Raw genomic sequence first — 16,485 nt, 5'->3', positions numbered from 1 at the left:
AGGAACTCTCCTGCGGTGAAAAGTGTGATGGCTAGGAGGTTAGCCCCGTGGCCCTCGCGGGCGGAAATCAGTTCCGCCCGGCACCCTTCCGCAGCAGGGGCAGCGGGGCGCCCATCACGGCGTACGGGCGGGGGGCGCTGGGGAAGTGGACCTGCCGGGCCAGGTCGGTGTAGCCGAGGGCCCGGTACAGGGCGCGGGCCGGGCTCTCGGTGTCGATGGCGGAAAGGATCGAGCGGGGCTGCTCGGCCTGGTCGGTGATGGTGGTGATCAGCGTCCGGCCCACGCCGCGCCCCTGGTGGGCCGGGTGGACGTGGAGTTCGGTGATGACGAAGGAGTCGTCGAGCCACTCCACGGTGCCGGTGGCGCGCAGGTACGGCTCCACGACGCTCGACCACCAGTGGGTGCGGTCGTTGGGCATCCCGTACACGAAGCCGACGAGGCGGCCTTCGGGGGTGGTGGCGCCGTAGGCGCGGGCGCCGGGGTTGAGCAGATGGCGCAGGACGATATGGCGTCGTACGACGATCTCGTCCTCGCTCAGCCCGAAGGCGAGCGCCTGTACGGCGAGGGCGTCGTCCACGCGCGCGGCGAGGTCGACCGGTCCGATCGTGACGGGGGCGTCATCCATGCGCGCACCCTACAAACAATCTAGAACAGCACGCTCATGAAGGCCCCGACCTCGCGGAAGCCGACCCGTCGGTAGGCGGCCCTGGCGGGGGTGTTGTAGTCGTTGACGTAGAGGCTGGCGACCGGGGCGACGTCGGCGAGGGCGTAGCGCAGGACGGCGGCCATGCCGGTCTCGGAGAGGCCCTTGCCGCGGTGCTCCGGGGCGACCCAGACGCCCTGGATCTGGCAGGCCTGGGGGGTGGCGGCGCCGATCTCCGCCTTGAAGACGACCTTGCCGTCCTCGACGCGGGCGAAGGAGCGTCCGGAGCCGACGAGTTCGGCGACGCGGGCCTGGTAGAGCAGTCCGCCGTCGCCGGCCACGGGCGAGATGCCGACCTCCTCGGTGAACATGGCCACGCACGCGGGCATGATCACCTCCATCTCGTCCTTGCGGACGCGGCGCACGAGGGGGTCCGGCCGGACGGTCGTGGAGGGCTGGTCGGTGACCATCAGGGGCTGGTGCGAGCGGACGTCGCGGGCGGGGCCCCAGCCGGGCTGGAGCAGCCGCCAGAGCTGCGCGGTGGGTTCGGCGGGGCCGACGATCGAGGAGCAGCGGCGTCCTGCCCTGCGGGCGCGGTCGGCGAAGGCGCGGACGGCCTCGGGGGTGGCGCAGATGGGGACGAGGTTGGCGCCGGAGTAGCACAGGGAGCGCAGCCGTCCGTCCGTGTACCAGCCCCACATCTCGCCTCCGAGGCGCCAGGGGTCGAGTCCGGCCGCCTGGACGCGGGCGGTGACGAAGGCGTTCTCGACAGGGGCGCTCTCCAGGACGGCGAGCGCGGCGCCGAGGTCGGCGGGTTCGAGGACCCGGGTGGTGGTCTGCGTCAACACGAGGGGGCCTCACCATGCGGTCTGCTGATCTCCGCACTGTACCTGGCGCGTCGGGGAGGTGTCGGGTGAGCGGACGGACGGGTGCGACGAAGCCCCGCCGCAGGGGGTGCGGCGGGGCTTGGCGACGTGTGCGGGAGCCGTTTGGGCGGCTTCGGGCGCTGCCGGCCCGGCGACGGGCGGGCGACGGGCGGGCGCGGTGTCCGACGCGCGGGCGCGGTGTCCGACGCGCGGGCGCGGTGTCCGACGCGCCGGCCGGTCTTCCGTGCGGGCCGTCAGACGCCGATGGCGACCGTCGGCTCGCCCGAGGTCACGCCGTCCTTCTCCATCTGCTCGGCGATCTTCATCGCCTCCTCGATGAGGGTCTCGACGATCTTCGACTCGGGGACGGTCTTGATGACCTCGCCCTTGACGAAGATCTGGCCCTTGCCGTTGCCGGAGGCGACGCCGAGGTCGGCCTCGCGGGCCTCGCCGGGGCCGTTGACGACGCAGCCCATGACGGCGACGCGCAGCGGGACCTCCATCCCCTCCAGGCCCGCGGTGACCTCCTCGGCCAGCTTGTAGACGTCCACCTGGGCACGCCCGCAGGACGGGCAGGAGACGATCTCCAGGCGGCGGGGCTTGAGGTTCAGCGACTCCAGGATCTGGTTGCCGACCTTGACCTCCTCGACCGGCGGCGCGGAGAGCGAGACGCGGATGGTGTCGCCGATGCCCTCGGAGAGCAGCGCGCCGAAGGCGACGGCGGACTTGATGGTGCCCTGGAAGGCGGGGCCGGCCTCGGTGACGCCCAGGTGCAGCGGGTAGTCACAGGCGGCGGCCAGCTGACGGTAGGCGTTGACCATCACGACCGGGTCGTTGTGCTTGACCGAGATCTTGATGTCGCCGAAGCCGTGCTCCTCGAAGAGGGAGGCCTCCCACAGCGCGGACTCGACCAGCGCCTCGGGGGTGGCCTTGCCGTACTTCTTCAGGAGGCGGGCGTCGAGCGACCCGGCGTTGACGCCGATCCGGATCGGGGTGCCCGCGGCCTTGGCGGCGTGCGCGATCTCCTTGACCTTGTCGTCGAACTGCTTGATGTTGCCGGGGTTGACGCGGACGGCGGCGCAGCCGGCGTCGATGGCCGCGAAGACGTACTTCGGCTGGAAGTGGATGTCGGCGATGACCGGGATCTGCGACTTCTTCGCGATGACGGCGAGGGCGTCGGCGTCGTCCTGCGTGGGGCAGGCCACCCGCACGATCTGACAGCCGGAGGCGGTCAGCTCGGCGATCTGCTGCAGCGTGGCGCCGATGTCGGAGGTGCGGGTCGTCGTCATCGACTGCACCGAGACGGGCGCGTCGCCGCCGACGGCCACGGAACCGACCTGGATCTGGCGGCTCTTGCGCCGCTCGGCGAGCCTGGTCGGAACGGACGGGATACCGAGAGAAATCGCGGTCATCAGCTGTGCAACCCCAAGGTGTGGCCAAGATGCGGATCGAGATCCCGTACGTCGGCGGGCTCAGGTCTTCGAGGTTACCGCCCCGGCGGCGGGCGGCCGGACACCCCGGGGGTCCGGCCACCCGTGCGTCACGTCAGCTTCACCGGGTTGACGATGTCGGCGGCGAGGACGAGCAGCGTGAAGCAGACGAAGACGCCCGCGACCACGTAGGCGGCCGGCATGAGCTTGGCCACGTCGAACGGGCCCGGGTCGGGCCGCTTGAAGATCCGCGCCGTGTGGCGGCGTACGGACTCCCAGAGGGCGCCCGCGATGTGCCCGCCGTCGAGCGGAAGCAGCGGCAGCATGTTGAACAGGAACAGCGAGACGTTGAACATCACCAGGACGTTCATGAACATCACGAGGATCCGCTCGGGCGGGGCCTCGACGGTCATGAGTTCGCCGGTGAGCCGGGCGGCGCCGACGACGCCGACCGGGGAGTCGGCGGCGCGCTCGCCGTCGCCGAAGGTGGCGTCCCACAGGGCGGGGATCTTGCTCGGCAGGGCAATCACCGACTCGGCGCCGTTCTGCAGCAGCTCGCTCATCCGGTCGGTGGTCTCGCCGAAGGAGAGCGGCATGACCTCGGACTTCGAGGCGAAGCCGAGGTATCCGGCCTTGACGTAGGCGGGCGGGTTGACGACCCGGCCGTCCTCGTCCTTCTTCAGCACCTCGTTGGCGACCAGCGTGGGGTGCAGGTCGAGGCGCTGACCGGCGCGCTCGACGGTGAGGGTGGCGGGGCCGATGGTGTCGCGGATGTGGTCGGAGAGGGTGTTCCAGTCGCCGACGGGCTCGCCGTTGAAGGCGATGATCTTGTCGCCCTCCTGGAGGCCGGCCGCGTGGGCCGGGGACTCCGGGTCGCCCGCGCCGCAGGTGTCGCGCTTCTCGCTCTGCTCGATGACGCACTTCTGGACGCCGGCGACCTTGGTGGTCTGGCCCTCGATGCCGAGCACCATCATGCTGCCGAAGAAGAGCACGACGGCCAGGACGAGGTTCATGAACGGTCCGGCGAACATCACGATCACGCGCTTCCACGGCCTGCGCGTGTAGAAGAGCCGGTCCTCGTCGCCGGGCTGGAGCTCCTCGAAGGACGCCTCGCGGGCGTCCTCGATCATGGACCGCCACGGTGAGGTGGAGCGGGCCTCGATGCGGCCGTCCTTGCCAGGCGGAAACATGCCGATCATGCGGATGTAGCCGCCGGCCGGGATGGCCTTGATGCCGTACTCGGTCTCGCCCTTCCGCCTCGACCAGAGGGTAGGCCCGAAGCCGACCATGTACTGGGGCACCCGGATGCCGAACATCTTGGCCGTGGAGAGGTGCCCGAGCTCGTGCCAGGCGATGGAGACGAGCAGCCCCAACGCGAACAGCACGATCCCGAGGACGTACAGAAGAGCGGTCATGCGCGTGCCTCCGCGATTGCCTTCGCCGCCAGTTCCCGGGCCCGGGCGCGGGCCCAGGCCTCCGCTTCCAGGACGTCCGGCACCGTGAGGGAGGTTCCCCGGGCGGGGGTCCCGTGTTCGGTGACGACTGCGGTGACCGTATCCATGATTCCGTTGAACGGCAGCCTTCCGGCGAGGAAAGCCTCGACACACTCCTCGTTCGCGGCGTTGAAGACGGCGGGGGCGGTGCCGCCGAGTTCGCCGACGTGCCGGGCGAGGCCGACGGACGGGAAGGCCACGGTGTCGAGCGGGAAGAACTCCCAGGTGGAGGCCGTGGACCAGTCGAAGGCGGGGGCGGCGTCCGGGACCCGCTCGGGCCAGCCGATGCCGATGGCGATCGGACCGCGCATGTCCGGCGGAGTGGCCTGGGCGAGGGTGGAGCCGTCGGAGAACTCGACCATCGAGTGGACGTAGGACTGGGGGTGGACGACGACCTCGATGCGGTCGAAGGGGATGTCGTAGAGGAGGTGCGCCTCGATGACCTCCAGGCCCTTGTTCACCAGGGTGGCGCTGTTCACCGTGATCACCGGGCCCATGGCCCAGGTGGGGTGGGCGAGCGCGTCCTCGCGGGTGACGTGGGCCAGTTCCTCGCGCGTACGGCCGCGGAAGGGGCCGCCCGAGGCGGTGACGACCAGCTTGCGGACGTCGGCGCGAGTGCCGGCGGCCAGCGCCTGGAAGAGGGCCGCGTGCTCGGAGTCGACCGGGATGATCTGGCCGGGCTTCGCGCGCTCCTTGACCAGCGGGCCGCCGACGATCAGCGATTCCTTGTTGGCCAGGGCGAGGGTGCGGCCGGCTTCGAGGGCGGCGAGCGTGGGCGCCAGGCCGATGGAGCCGGTGATGCCGTTGAGCACGGTGTGGCAGGGGGAGGCGGCCAGCGTGGTGGCGGCGTCCGGGCCCGCGAGGATCAGGGGCAGGGGCTCGGAGCCGTACCACTGCTTCAGCGCGTCCCGGAGCTCGGGGACCACGTCCTCGCGGGCGACGGCTACCGTCGCGGCCTGCAGCCGGTACGCCTGCTCCGCGAGCAGCCCGACCCGGCCGCCGGACGCGGCGAGGGCGGTCACCCGGAAGCGTTCGGGATTGCGCAGGACCAGGTCGATGGCCTGGGTGCCGATGGATCCGGTGGAGCCGAGGACGACGATGTCCCGGCGGCCCCCGGCTGGATCGAAGGCGATGTGCGGATCGGCGAGAGGAGAGGGGCGGTCGCTCATGCCCCCCATTCTTGCCGCAAAGAACGGCCGGACTTCACGGGGTGGGGTGGAACGCGTCGAAGACGCGGAAGGCGCGGTGGAAGTCGGGGAACGTCTTCCGCACGCAGCCGGGGTCGTCGAAGGTGATGCCGGGGGTCCGCAGGCCGGTGACGGCGAAGGACATGACGATGCGGTGGTCGCCGTGGGTGGCGATCTCCACGCCGCTGCCGGCCGGGGTGCCGGGCCGGATCTCGATCCAGTCGGGCCCGGTGGTGACGGCGATGCCGAGGCGGCGGAGGTTCTCGGCGCAGGCGTCGAGCCGGTCGCACTCCTTGACCCGGGTGTTGGCGACGTCCTCGATGCGGACCGGCCCGTCGGCGAAGGGGGCCAGCGCGGCGAGGGTCGGCATGGTGTCGGAGATGTCCCGCATGTTGACGGTGAGGCCGCGCAGGGTGCCGGTGCCGCGGACGGTGGTGGCGGCCTCGGTGATCTCCACGTCGGCGCCCATCCGGCGCAGGACGTCGACGAAGGCGAGGTCGCCCTGGAGGGCTCCGGTGCCGAGACCGGGCACGGTGACGATCCGGCCGGGTTCGAGGGCGGCGGCGGCGAAGAAGTAGCTCGCGGTGGAGGCGTCGGGCTCGACGGGGTAGGGCGCGCACGTGTAGCCGGTGGGGGCGACGGTGTAGGTACGGCCCTCCCGGGTGACCCGCGCCCCGAACGCGCGCATCATCGCGAGGGTGATCTCGACGTACGGCTCCGAGACCAGGTCGGTGACGGTGACGGTGAGGCCCTCGGCGGTGAGCGGGCCGAGCATCAGCAGCGCGGTGAGGTACTGGGAGGACTGGCCGGCGTCGAGGGTGAGCGCCCCGCCCCTGATGCCGCGGGCGGTGACGGTGAGCGGGTGGTGGCCCTCGTTCTCCTCGTGCCGCAGGTCGACACCGAGGGCGCGCAGGGCGGTGCTGAGGGGGCCGAGCGGGCGGCGGCGCATCTGGGGGGAGGCGTCGAAGCGGAAGGTGCCGTGGCCGGCGGCGGCGAGGGTGGGCAGGAAGCGGGCGGTGGTGGCGCCGTCGCGGCAGTACACCTCGGCGCTCCGCCGGGCCGGGCCCTCGGGCCGTCCCTCGATGTGCCAGGCCCCGGGCTCCTGCCGCACCTCGTAGCCGAGGGCCTTCAGCCCTTCGGCGAAGCCCTCGGTGTCGTCGGAGACGAGCGGCCTGAGCAGGGTGGTCGTCCCGCGCGCGGCGGCGGCGAGGAAGAGGGCCCGCGCGGTGACGGACTTGGAGCCGGGGATGTCGATGACGGTCACGGGGTCATGGTGCCGGGCGGTTGCCGGATGGTGGGCGGTCGTTCCGCATGGCGGGACGTCCGGCCGGCTCCGCCGCCTGCCCGCCGTGGGCCCGGCACGTCCGGCCGGCTCCGGCCGCGTGCCCGCCGGGGGCCGGGGGTGTTCCGGACGGCGGGACGTCCGGCCACCATGGCGGCCGGACGTCAGCGGGTCGCCACGGGTCTCCCGAGGTCCGGAAGACCTCGGAGCCCTGGGAAGACCTCAGCGGATCTTGCGGTGGACGTTCTCCTTCGTCGACGGGCCCGGCGGCGTGTCCGCGATCCACGGGGCGTCGCCGCTGGGGTCGACGATCCCGTCCTCCAGCCATGCGTACGCGCCCGCCAGGACGCTCTCCACCACCTTGCGGTCCACGTCGTCCGTGTTGGACCACAGGCGGCCGAACAGCTCCTCCACCCTCAGGCGCGACTGCCGGCAGAACACGTCGGCGAGCTGGTGCGCCTCGCGGCCGTGGTCCCCCGTCGCCCGCAGCGACTCGGCCCGTACGCACGCCGCGCTCATGGCGAAGAGTTCCGCGCCGATGTCGACGATCCGGCCGAGGAACGCCTGCTTCAGCTCCATCCGGCCCTGCCACCGCGACATCGCGTAGAACGTCGACCTGGCCAGTTTGCGGGAGGTCCGCTCGACGTACCGCAGGTGGGTGGCCAGCTCGCCGAACTCCCGGTAGGCGCCGGGCACCTGGCCCTGCCCGGTGACGAGCTTCGGCAGCCAGCGGGCGTAGAAGCCGCCCGCCCGCGCGCCCGCCCGCGCCTTGTCGGAGAGGGATTTCTCCGGGTCGATGATGTCGCCGGCGACGGCGAGGTGGGCGTCCACCGCCTCGCGGGCGATGAGCAGGTGCATGATCTCGGTCGAGCCCTCGAAGATCCGGTTGATCCGCAGGTCGCGCAGGAGCTGTTCGGCCGGGACGGCCCGCTCTCCGCGCGCCGCCAGCGAGTCCGCCGTCTCGTAGCCGCGTCCTCCCCGGATCTGGACCAGCTCGTCGGCCATCAGACAGCCCATCTCGGAGCCGTACAGCTTGGCGAGCGCCGCCTCGATGCGGATGTCGTTGCGGTCCTCGTCGGCCATCTGCGAGGCGAGGTCGACGACCGCCTCCAGGGCGAACGTGGTCGCCGCGATGAACGAGATCTTCGTGCCCACGGCCTCGTGGCGGGCGACGGGCTTCCCCCACTGCTCCCGTACGGACGCCCACTCGCGGGCGATCTTCAGCGACCACTTCCCCGCGCCGACGCACATCGCGGGGAGCGAGAGGCGCCCGGTGTTCAGGGTCGTCAGGGCGATCTTGAGGCCGGCGCCCTCGGGGCCGATGCGGTTCGCGGCCGGCACCCGCACACCGTGGAAGCGGGTGACGCCGTTCTCCAGGCCGCGCAGGCCCATGAAGGCGTTGCGGTGCTCGACGGTGACGCCGGGCGAGTCGGCCTCGACGACGAAGGCGGTGATGCCGCCCTTGTGGCCCTCGGACTTCGGGACGCGGGCCATGACGACCAGGAGGTCGGCGACGACGCCGTTGGTGGTCCAGAGCTTCACCCCGTCCAGGACGTAGGCGTCGTCACCGTCCGGCACCGCCGTGGTGGCGAGCCGCGCGGGGTCGGAGCCGACGTCGGGCTCGGTCAGCAGGAAGGCCGAGATGTCGGTGCGGGCGAGGCGCGGGAGGAAGGTGTCCTTCTGCTCCTGGGTGCCGAAGATCTTCAGGGGCTGCGGTACGCCGATCGACTGATGAGCGGAGAGCAGGGCTCCGATCGCGGGGCTCGCGGAGCCGACGAGAGCGAGGGCGCGGTTGTAGTACACCTGGGTGAGGCCGAGCCCGCCGTACTTCGGGTCGATCTTCATGCCGAGCGCGCCGAGCTCCTTGAGGCCCGTGACGACCTCGTCGGGGATGCGGGCCTCGCGTTCGATCAGCCTGCCGTCGATCCGGGTCTCGCAGAAGTCCCGCAGCTTGGCGAGGAAGGCCTCACCGCGCCGGACGTCCTCCTGGGCGGGCAGGGGGTGGGGGTGGATGAGGTCCAGTCGGAAGCGGCCGAGGAAGAGTTCCTTGGCGAAGCTGGGCTTGCGCCAGTCCTGCTCGCGCGCGGCCTCGGCGACCTGACGCGCTTCTCGTTCCGTGACCTTGGGCCGCTGGGTGGGTGCGGACATGCGGAGCTCACCTCGCCGCTCATCGGGGGTTCGTGGGGCTTGTGGCTACCCGTCCGTAGTACCCGATTTCGCAGCGTGAGGAAACACGAGAGGACGGCCGGAGCCCCCGCACAGTGGGCTCCGGCCGCCGGTAGGGGGCCGTACAGGTGTACGGACTAGAGCGCCAGGCCGGTGAGGACCAGGACCCGCTCGTAGGTGTAGTCGTCCATGGCGTACCGGACGCCCTCGCGGCCCACGCCCGACTGCTTGACGCCGCCGTACGGCATCTGGTCGGCGCGGTAGGACGGGACGTCGCCGACGATCACGCCGCCGACCTCCAGGGCGCGGTGGGCGCGGAAGGCGGTCTGCAGGTCGTGGGTGAAGACGCCGGCCTGGAGGCCGAACTTCGAGTCGTTGACCTCGGCGAAGGCCTCGGCCTCGCCGTCGACCTTCTTGAGGGTGAGGACCGGTCCGAAGACCTCCTCGCAGGCCAGGGTGGTGCCGGCCGGCAGGTCGGCGAGCACCGTCGGGGCGTAGGTCGCGCCGTCGCGCTTGCCGCCGGTGAGGAGGGTCGCGCCGTCCTTCACGGCCTCCTCGACCCAGGCCTCGACGCGCTTGGCCGCGTCCTCGCTGACGAGCGGGCCGACGTCGGTGGTGTCGTCCGACGGGTCGCCGGTGCCCTGCGCCTCGACGGCGGCGACGATCTTCGGGACGAGCCGGTCGTAGACCGACGCGTCGGCGATGACGCGCTGCACGGAGATGCAGGACTGGCCGCCCTGGTAGTTGGAGAAGGTGGCGATACGGGTCGCCGCCCAGTCCAGGTCGGCCTCGGAGGCCCAGTCGCCGAGGACGACGGCCGCGGCGTTGCCGCCGAGCTCCAGGGTGCAGTGCTTGTGGGGCACGGACTCCTGGATGGCGTAGCCGACCTTGTCGGAGCCGGTGAAGGAGATGACGGGGAGGCGCTCGTCCTGGACGAGGGCGGGCATCCGGTCGTTCGGCACGGTCAGGACGGACCAGGAGCCGGCCGGGAGGTCGGTCTCGGCCAGCAGCTCGCCCAGGACGAGCGACGAGAGAGGGGTGGCCGGGGCCGGCTTGAGGATGATGGGGGCGCCGACGGCGATGGCCGGGGCGACCTTGTGGGCGCTGAGGTTCAGCGGGAAGTTGAACGGCGCGATGCCGAGGACGACTCCCTTGGGCATCCTGCGGGTGATCGCGAGACGGCCGACGCCACCGGCGTCGGTGTCGAGGCGTTGGGCCTCGCCGCCGTTGAAGCGGCGGGCCTCCTCGGCGGCGAAGCGGAAGACGGAGACGGCACGGCCGACCTCGCCGCGGGCCCACTTGATGGGCTTGCCGTTCTCGGCGGAGATCAGCCGGGCGATCTCCTCGGTGCGCTCGACGAGACGCTTCGATACGTGGTCGAGGGCGGCGGCCCGCACGTGCGCCGGGGTGGCGGCGAACTCGTCGACGACGGCGTGCGCGGCGGCGACGGCCTCCTCGACCTGGGCCTCGGTGGGAACGCTCACCGTGCCGACGAGACGGCCGTCCCAGGGGGAGGTGACGTCGAAGGTGGCCTCGCCGGTGGCCTCGCGGCCGGCGAGCCAGAAGGCGTGGGTGGCAGTCATTGCGTCCCGGCCCTTTCGTATCGGTTGGTCCGTCAGTGGGTGTCGCTGACGTGTCTGCGTGCCACGTTAGGGCCGAGGGGGCGAGGCGTCGTTTATCCGTGGTGGAGTGGTGGGGGGTGGGCCTTCGGACGGTTTGGAGGAAGGCGCGGGACGGGCGCGGCGCGGTCGCCCCGGCGGGGGAGCGTGGCGGCGGGGCGCCCCGCCCCGTGCGAGTCCTTTCGGGCCGCGCTCAGGACCGTCGCTCGGTGGTGACGATGAGGCAGACGCCCGCGACGACGATGGCGCCGCCCAGGGCGATCGGCCAGGTCAGGGCCTCGTCGAGGACGAGGGCGCCGAGGAGGACGGCGACGACGGGGTTGACGTACGCGTAGGTGGCGACGAGCGAGAGGGGGGCGGACTGCAGGAGCCAGGCGTACGCCGTGAACGCGATCAGCGACCCGAAGACGATCAGGTAGGCGAGCGCGGCCCAGGAGCGGGTGGAGACGGCGGCGAGATCGAGGCCGTGCTGCTCACCGCGGACCAGGCCGAGGGCGAGGCCGCCGAGACCGCCGGCCATCATCTCGTACGCGCTGGCGGTGAACGGGTTCGCGGGCATCGGGATCCGGGCGGAGGAGAACGACCCCACGGACCACATGACCGTGGCGAGGATGACCAGGAGGACGCCGCCGATCCGCACGTCGCCGCTGAGGCCGGGGAGGGTGAGGACGGCGAGGCCGGCGAGGCCGAGGAGCACGCCGGTGACGGCGCCGCCGCCGGGCCGCTCGCCGAACGCGGCCCGCAGGACGACGACCCAGGCGGGCACGACGGCGATGAGCAGCGCGGCGAGGCCGGACGGGATGGAGGTCTCGGCGAGCACGACGAGGCCGTTGCCGCCGAGGATCAGCAGCAGGCCGACGACGACCACCGAGGCGAGTTCCCTGCGCGTGATCTTGAGGGCGGCGGGCCCCTGCCGCCAGGCGATGAGCCCGGCGAGGAGGAGTCCGGCGGTGACGAACCGGGCGCCGGCGGAGAGGAACGGCGGCATGGTCTCGACGACGATCCGGATGCCGAGGTACGTGGAGCCCCAGACGACGTAGACGATGCCGAGCGCGGCCCACACGGCGCCGGAGATCCGGCGGGGAGCGCGGGGGGTGGGGGCCCCGGGGGTACCGGAGGCGGACGTCTGGACCTCGGAGGCCGGATCGACGGCGGGGCTTGTCATGAGCAGGAGACTAGGCAATCCGCGACTCGAAGGCCAGGAATCTGCCCGCCATCGGGCAGGAACTGGGGGGTGGAGGCGCATCGGAGAGAGGACGCAGGCACCGGCACGGCGGGTACGAGCACGGGCACCGACACCCGCACCGGCATCCGCACCGCCACCGGCACGGGCACACGCACCGCTACGAGCACGGGCCCCCGCACCCGCACCGTCAGTGCTCCCCCGACGCGTCGGCGCCCGTCGCCTTCAAGGCCAGCCACAGCTCCATCCGGACGTCCGGGTCGTCCAGGGAGCGGCCCAGGATCTCCTCCACGCGGCGCATGCGGTAGCGCAGGGTGTGGCGGTGCACGCCCATGTCCGCGGCCGCCGCGTCCCACTGGCCGTGGCGGGAGAGCCAGGCCCGCAGCGACGCGACCAGATCGCCGCGGCCCGTGGCGTCGTGCTCGTAGAGGGCACGGAGCATGCCGTCGGCGAAGGCGCGGACCGCGTCGTCGGCGAGCAGCGGCAGGACCGAGCCCGCCGCCAGGTCCTCGTGCTCGACCAGCGCCCTGCCCCGTCGCCGCGCCACCGACAGCGCCTGCTCGGCCTGCTTGTACGCGGCGGCCGCCGCGATCGGACCCGTCGGCGCCGAGAGCCCGACGACCACACCGGCCTCCTCCGCCTCACGTTCCGCGTACGCCTCGCACACCGTCACGACCGCTCCGCCGTCTCCCGCGAGGACCACCAGCCGGTCCTCGCCCTCGGGCACGGCGAGGACCGTCTCGCCCGCCCGGGCCGCCGCCGACTCCAGCGCCTCGGCGAGCGCCGGAAGCGGCGGCTCGCCCTCCGGCTCCCCGGGTGAGGGCTCCGCGATCAGCAGCCGGAAGGGCGCGTCGAGCAGCCCGCCGTACAGGTCTCCCGCCACGGCCCGCGCGTGGTCCGGCTGCCCCGACAGCATCATCCGCAGCACCGCCGCGCCGAGCCGCCCCTCCGCCGCCTGGAGGGAGCGCGACCGCTCCGTCGTCAGCGTCAGCAGGGCGATGGCGGAGTGCACGGCGTAGCGTTCGGCCGTCCCGAGAGGCGCCGCCGTGCCGACCGCCAGCGCGCCCCGGACCCGCCGCCCGGTGCCCAGGGACTGCAGCTCGACCCGGTCGTCGGTGCCCCCGACCACCGCGCTCGCAGGCGCCGGCCGGTCCCGCAGCCTCTCGACGTCGGGCGTCAGCCGGGCGGCCCGGCGCGCCGCCCACTCGGGGGACGCGGCGATGACGGTTCCTGAGGTGTCGTACAGCGCCGCCCATCCGTTCACGTGCGCCGCCAGCCGCGCCACGACCGCGTCCGGGCCTTCGGCGAGCGCGGCCCGGGTAAGTTCGCGCTGCGCCTCGAAGCCGGCGGTGACGGCCCGGTACTGGTCCGCCGCGATCGCCGCCGACACCGCCTTGCTGATCGCCAGGAACGGGGTCCGCCGCGGCACCTCCAGGAGGGGCAGGCCCTCCGCCCGGGCCGCGTCGAGGAGCGCCCCGGGGATGTCCTCGTAGTTGACGCCGATGGCGAAACCGAGCCCGACCACCCCGGCGGCGAGCAACCGCCGCACGTAGCGGTGCATCGCCTCGGAGTCCTCGGCGTCGAGGGTGAGCGCGGTGGTGAGCAGCAGTTCGCCGCCCTCCATGTACGGGACGGGGTCGGCGAGCTCGCTGACGTGGGCCCAGCGCACGGGGGTGTCGAGCCGGTCCTCACCGGCCCGGACGGTGAGCTTGAGCGCCGAGTGGTGGACGAGGGAGGCGAGGGTGGGCGGCATTGGAGACCGTCGGACCTTTGAGCGAGGGGGCGCCGCTCAGCCGAGCGGCGCCCCCGATTGTGCCAGGGCCCACCGGCTCGCGCGTGGGCTCGTCACCGCCCCGACGACACCGGCCCGGCCCCGCGCCTCTACGACCCCGCGCCCCGGCCAGGGCCCGCGCCCCGTACCACCGCGCCCCGCCCTTCCCCCACCGCCTCGGCCCGGCGGCCGTTCCCGCCGCCGCCCGGCCCAGCCAGCGCGGGCGACCGCCCCACTCCCCGCCTCAGCTCCGCAGGTCCACCAGGAGCGGTGGCGTGTGTTCGCCCCGTACATGCGCGAGGGACAGCACGGCGTGCCCGGCCGGGACCGCGTGGGCCAGGTCGGAGGCCGACCAGCGCTCCCGCTCGACCTCGCGTACGGTCACGGCCTCGGCCGTCGCCGCCTTGCCGGTCACCACCCGGCGCATGAAGTGCAGGGCCTTGGTGAGGGGCTCGTCGGAGATGATCTGCCGGTTGGTGACGTCCCTGGTCTGCACCCATTCGGTGCCCCACGTCTCCGCGAAGCGCCCGCCGTCCCAGGGGGCGATCCCGGCGAACGCCATCCGGCAGCCCACCGCGCCGAGCAGCGCACCGCGCAGCGTCTCGGGGACCTCCTCCAGGCTGCGCAGGGCGAGGACGACTCCGGCGTTCGCCGAGCGCAGCCGCTGCACCGCGCGGACCGATTCGCCGGTGACGGTGTACGAGGCGTCGTCCAGGACCAGGCAGGCGAAGAGCGACCGGTCGCGGCGGGCGAGGGCGGCCTCGGCGAACTGCGCGAGCAGCAGCCGGGAGACGATCCGGGAGGCTTCGGCGTGGCCGCGTTCGGGCAGGTCGACGCGGACCCGGAGGGGGTGCTCGACGGTCCGGAGGGAGAACTGCCGCTCCTGGCCCTCCGTACGGAAGAAGCGGGCGAACGCGGGCCGGTCGAGGAAGGCGATCCGCTCGGCGAGCAGGACGCCGATGTCGTCGCCGCGTTGGGCCTGGCGGGCGCGGGCGTCGAGTTCGCGCAGCTGGGCGGGGTCGCCCGCGACGGCCTCGCGCAGCGCGCCGATCGCCGCCGGCGCTCCGGCCAGCAGTTCGCGCAGCTCGGGGACGGCGGGGAAGCGGTGGTACGCGCTGTGGAACGGGCCCAGGAGCTGGGCGAGCGCGGTGGCGGCCCGGCGGCTGTCGGCGGCCAGGTCCCCGACGAGTGCCTCGCCGAGGATCCGGGCGGCCTCGTCGGGGTCGTCGGCGCCGCCGTACAGGTCGAGGTCGTGGGTGGAGTCGGGGCGTCCGACGGAGACGACGACGTCGAAGGAGTCGTCGGGTCCGACGGCGGTGCCGTGGGCGGTGACGGCGATGACGGCCGCCCGGTTGGCGAGGGCCTGCAGGCAGAGGGACTCGACGACCGGCCGCACGAGGCGCACGGTCTTTCCCGAACCGGCGGGGCCGACGGCGAGCAGGGAGGTGCCGAGCAGGCCGGGTTCCAGGGCGACGCCGGTGGTGCGACGGGCGTAGGGGTTGCGGGGGTGGTCGGCGGCGGTGCCGATGAGGACCTGCGCGGTGGCGAGGTCGTGCGTGGCGGTACGGACGGGCAGGTCGCGCACCCCGGAGGGGTGGGCGCAGGCGGCGGCGCCCCGGGTGCGCACCGCGTCGTCGAAGGCGGCGAGCCGCTCGGGACGAGTGCGCACGCCCTGCCAGGCCCGGCGGATGCGGGCGTAGTCGACGTCGCCGAGGGTGCCCCGGCGCGTGGCGTCGGCGAGGGTGCCCGCGGCATCGGTGAGTCCGGCCTCGCGGAGCTCCGGCCATTCGGCGGGGTCGGCGGCGGGCGGGGGCGGCGTCTCGGCGACCGGGTCGGCCGTGCCGAGGCGGCGGCGGACGGCGGGCCAGGTGCCGACGCGGGTGACGGCCGCGGCGACGGCTGCGGCGAGCAGCACGTAATAGAGGTTGGAGGCCCAGGTGAGCCAGGTCTCGATGCCGCGGGGCATGTCGTTCCAGACGCCCTGGACGAGGACGAACAGCGGCCACAGGGGGACGCCGTAGCGCAGCCAGACCTCGCGCCAGTTGCCGATCCGCCCGAAGCCGACGGCGAGCAGGGCGAGGACGACGGCGTCCCACAGGTAGGTGGCGGCGATGAACCACTGGATGTGGGGGCTGTGCTGCGACTGCCAGGAGTCGGGGACGAGGAGGGTCATCGGCAGCAGCCACCAGTCGTCGACGAAGATCCACCAGCCCTCCAGATAGCCGTTGAACAGCAGCGACCAGAGCAGCCAGCCGCAGAGGTAGGCGACGAAGGCACCGGTGAGGAGCTGGCGGCCGGGCACGAGGTCCGGCTCCTCCTCGGGCCGCTCGCGGTGGCCGAACCGCCAGACGCCGGGGGCGGCCGCGGGCCGGGGCACACGCAGCCAGTCGGCGACGGCGGGCCGGGTGACCGGAGCGTGCCGGGGCATCGCGGGCGAACCGGCGGGCGGCGTGCCGAGCGTGTGCGGGGGCCGCGGCGCGGACGCGCCGTCCGCGGGCGGGGCGTGGGATCCGTACACGGGCGCCGCGTCCGCGTCCGCCCCGGCTCCGGCCGGCGGCGGGGCGGCCGGCATCCGCGGGGGCGTCGCCGGGCGTGGCACGGGATTGGCCCGTGTGCCCCGTGCGTCGAATGTGCCTTCGGAATCCATGAACCGCTGCCCCCTGACCAGCCAGGCCCGCCTGTGCACGGTCAATCTAGTGCCCCCACGGGAGTGAGTTCAGCGACTCGCGCCGGTGTCGTGCGCGGGTGCCTATGTCCGCCGCGGACAACGACACACCCCGCAACACTCCCTATCGGCGCATGCCCACCCCCCTCCACCACGCCTAGCCTGCGAAGAAACCACAAG

At 73.2% G+C, this 16,485-nt stretch carries 11 protein-coding genes; all 11 read right to left on the bottom strand.

Going from position 1 to position 16,485, the window contains the following annotated elements; translation table 11 throughout:
• Positions 1 to 67 precede the first annotated feature (67 nt).
• Positions 68 to 625: a GNAT family N-acetyltransferase gene (locus ACZ68P_RS07255; protein WP_471003780.1), complete on the bottom strand. Its 558-nt coding sequence runs from the start codon at positions 623 to 625 to the stop codon at positions 68 to 70.
• Between the two features lie 20 nt (positions 626 to 645).
• Complete coding sequence (locus ACZ68P_RS07250) at positions 646 to 1,491, bottom strand: GNAT family N-acetyltransferase (RefSeq protein ID WP_471003778.1); 846 nt, start codon at positions 1,489 to 1,491, stop codon at positions 646 to 648.
• A gap of 272 nt (positions 1,492 to 1,763) precedes the next feature.
• Positions 1,764 to 2,921 (bottom strand): flavodoxin-dependent (E)-4-hydroxy-3-methylbut-2-enyl-diphosphate synthase, encoded by a 1,158-nt coding sequence (ispG, locus tag ACZ68P_RS07245; protein ID WP_365722645.1) that lies wholly within the window; start codon positions 2,919 to 2,921, stop codon positions 1,764 to 1,766.
• A 128-nt stretch (positions 2,922 to 3,049) separates the two neighbouring features.
• Positions 3,050 to 4,354, bottom strand: coding sequence for a M50 family metallopeptidase (locus ACZ68P_RS07240; RefSeq protein ID WP_471003776.1), 1,305 nt, complete (start codon positions 4,352 to 4,354; stop codon positions 3,050 to 3,052).
• The gene (dxr, locus tag ACZ68P_RS07235) at positions 4,351 to 5,601 is read right to left on the bottom strand and encodes a 1-deoxy-D-xylulose-5-phosphate reductoisomerase (RefSeq protein ID WP_471003774.1); all 1,251 of its coding nucleotides are present in this window, start codon (positions 5,599 to 5,601) and stop codon (positions 4,351 to 4,353) included. The genes ACZ68P_RS07240 and dxr overlap by 4 nt, the downstream gene beginning before the upstream one ends.
• Before the next feature lie 34 nt (positions 5,602 to 5,635).
• Positions 5,636 to 6,883 (bottom strand): 3-phosphoshikimate 1-carboxyvinyltransferase, encoded by a 1,248-nt coding sequence (gene aroA, locus ACZ68P_RS07230; protein ID WP_471003772.1) that lies wholly within the window; start codon positions 6,881 to 6,883, stop codon positions 5,636 to 5,638.
• A 240-nt stretch (positions 6,884 to 7,123) separates the two neighbouring features.
• The gene (locus tag ACZ68P_RS07225) at positions 7,124 to 9,049 is read right to left on the bottom strand and encodes an acyl-CoA dehydrogenase family protein (RefSeq protein WP_471003770.1); all 1,926 of its coding nucleotides are present in this window, start codon (positions 9,047 to 9,049) and stop codon (positions 7,124 to 7,126) included.
• 155 nt (positions 9,050 to 9,204) lie between these two features.
• Positions 9,205 to 10,650 carry an aldehyde dehydrogenase family protein gene (locus ACZ68P_RS07220; protein ID WP_471003768.1) on the bottom strand — a complete coding sequence of 482 codons (1,446 nt, stop codon included), beginning with the start codon at positions 10,648 to 10,650 and terminating at the stop codon, positions 9,205 to 9,207.
• 229 nt (positions 10,651 to 10,879) lie between these two features.
• Entirely contained in the window at positions 10,880 to 11,851 is a 972-nt protein-coding gene (locus tag ACZ68P_RS07215) for an EamA family transporter (RefSeq protein WP_471003766.1), read from the bottom strand.
• Between the two features lie 208 nt (positions 11,852 to 12,059).
• On the bottom strand, positions 12,060 to 13,622 hold the full coding sequence (locus tag ACZ68P_RS07210; protein ID WP_471003764.1) for a PucR family transcriptional regulator: 1,563 nt from the start codon (positions 13,620 to 13,622) through the stop codon (positions 12,060 to 12,062).
• Positions 13,623 to 13,884: 262 nt separating this feature from the next.
• The gene (locus ACZ68P_RS07205; RefSeq protein ID WP_471003762.1) at positions 13,885 to 16,212 is read right to left on the bottom strand and encodes a type IV secretory system conjugative DNA transfer family protein; all 2,328 of its coding nucleotides are present in this window, start codon (positions 16,210 to 16,212) and stop codon (positions 13,885 to 13,887) included.
• Positions 16,213 to 16,485: the final 273 nt, after the last annotated feature.

It is taken from the genome of Streptomyces sp. NPDC036822 (genome assembly GCF_055609145.1).
The sequence above is the reverse complement of the archived record's forward strand: the minus strand, read 5'-3'. Positions and strand labels throughout refer to the sequence as shown.

Excerpts from the sequence above, each read along its gene's own strand:
- ACZ68P_RS07220 (WP_471003768.1), bottom strand. The coding sequence starts at position 10,650 with ATGACTGCCACCCACGCCTTCTGGCTCGCCGGCCGCGAGGCCACCGGC.
- ACZ68P_RS07225 (WP_471003770.1), bottom strand. The coding sequence starts at position 9,049 with ATGTCCGCACCCACCCAGCGGCCCAAGGTCACGGAACGAGAAGCGCGT.
- ACZ68P_RS07210 (WP_471003764.1), bottom strand. The coding sequence starts at position 13,622 with ATGCCGCCCACCCTCGCCTCCCTCGTCCACCACTCGGCGCTCAAGCTC.
- dxr (WP_471003774.1), bottom strand. The coding sequence starts at position 5,601 with ATGAGCGACCGCCCCTCTCCTCTCGCCGATCCGCACATCGCCTTCGAT.
- ACZ68P_RS07255 (WP_471003780.1), bottom strand. The coding sequence starts at position 625 with ATGGATGACGCCCCCGTCACGATCGGACCGGTCGACCTCGCCGCGCGC.
- ACZ68P_RS07240 (WP_471003776.1), bottom strand. The coding sequence starts at position 4,354 with ATGACCGCTCTTCTGTACGTCCTCGGGATCGTGCTGTTCGCGTTGGGG.
- ACZ68P_RS07205 (WP_471003762.1), bottom strand. The coding sequence starts at position 16,212 with ATGCCGGCCGCCCCGCCGCCGGCCGGAGCCGGGGCGGACGCGGACGCG.
- ACZ68P_RS07215 (WP_471003766.1), bottom strand. The coding sequence starts at position 11,851 with ATGACAAGCCCCGCCGTCGATCCGGCCTCCGAGGTCCAGACGTCCGCC.
- ispG (WP_365722645.1), bottom strand. The coding sequence starts at position 2,921 with ATGACCGCGATTTCTCTCGGTATCCCGTCCGTTCCGACCAGGCTCGCC.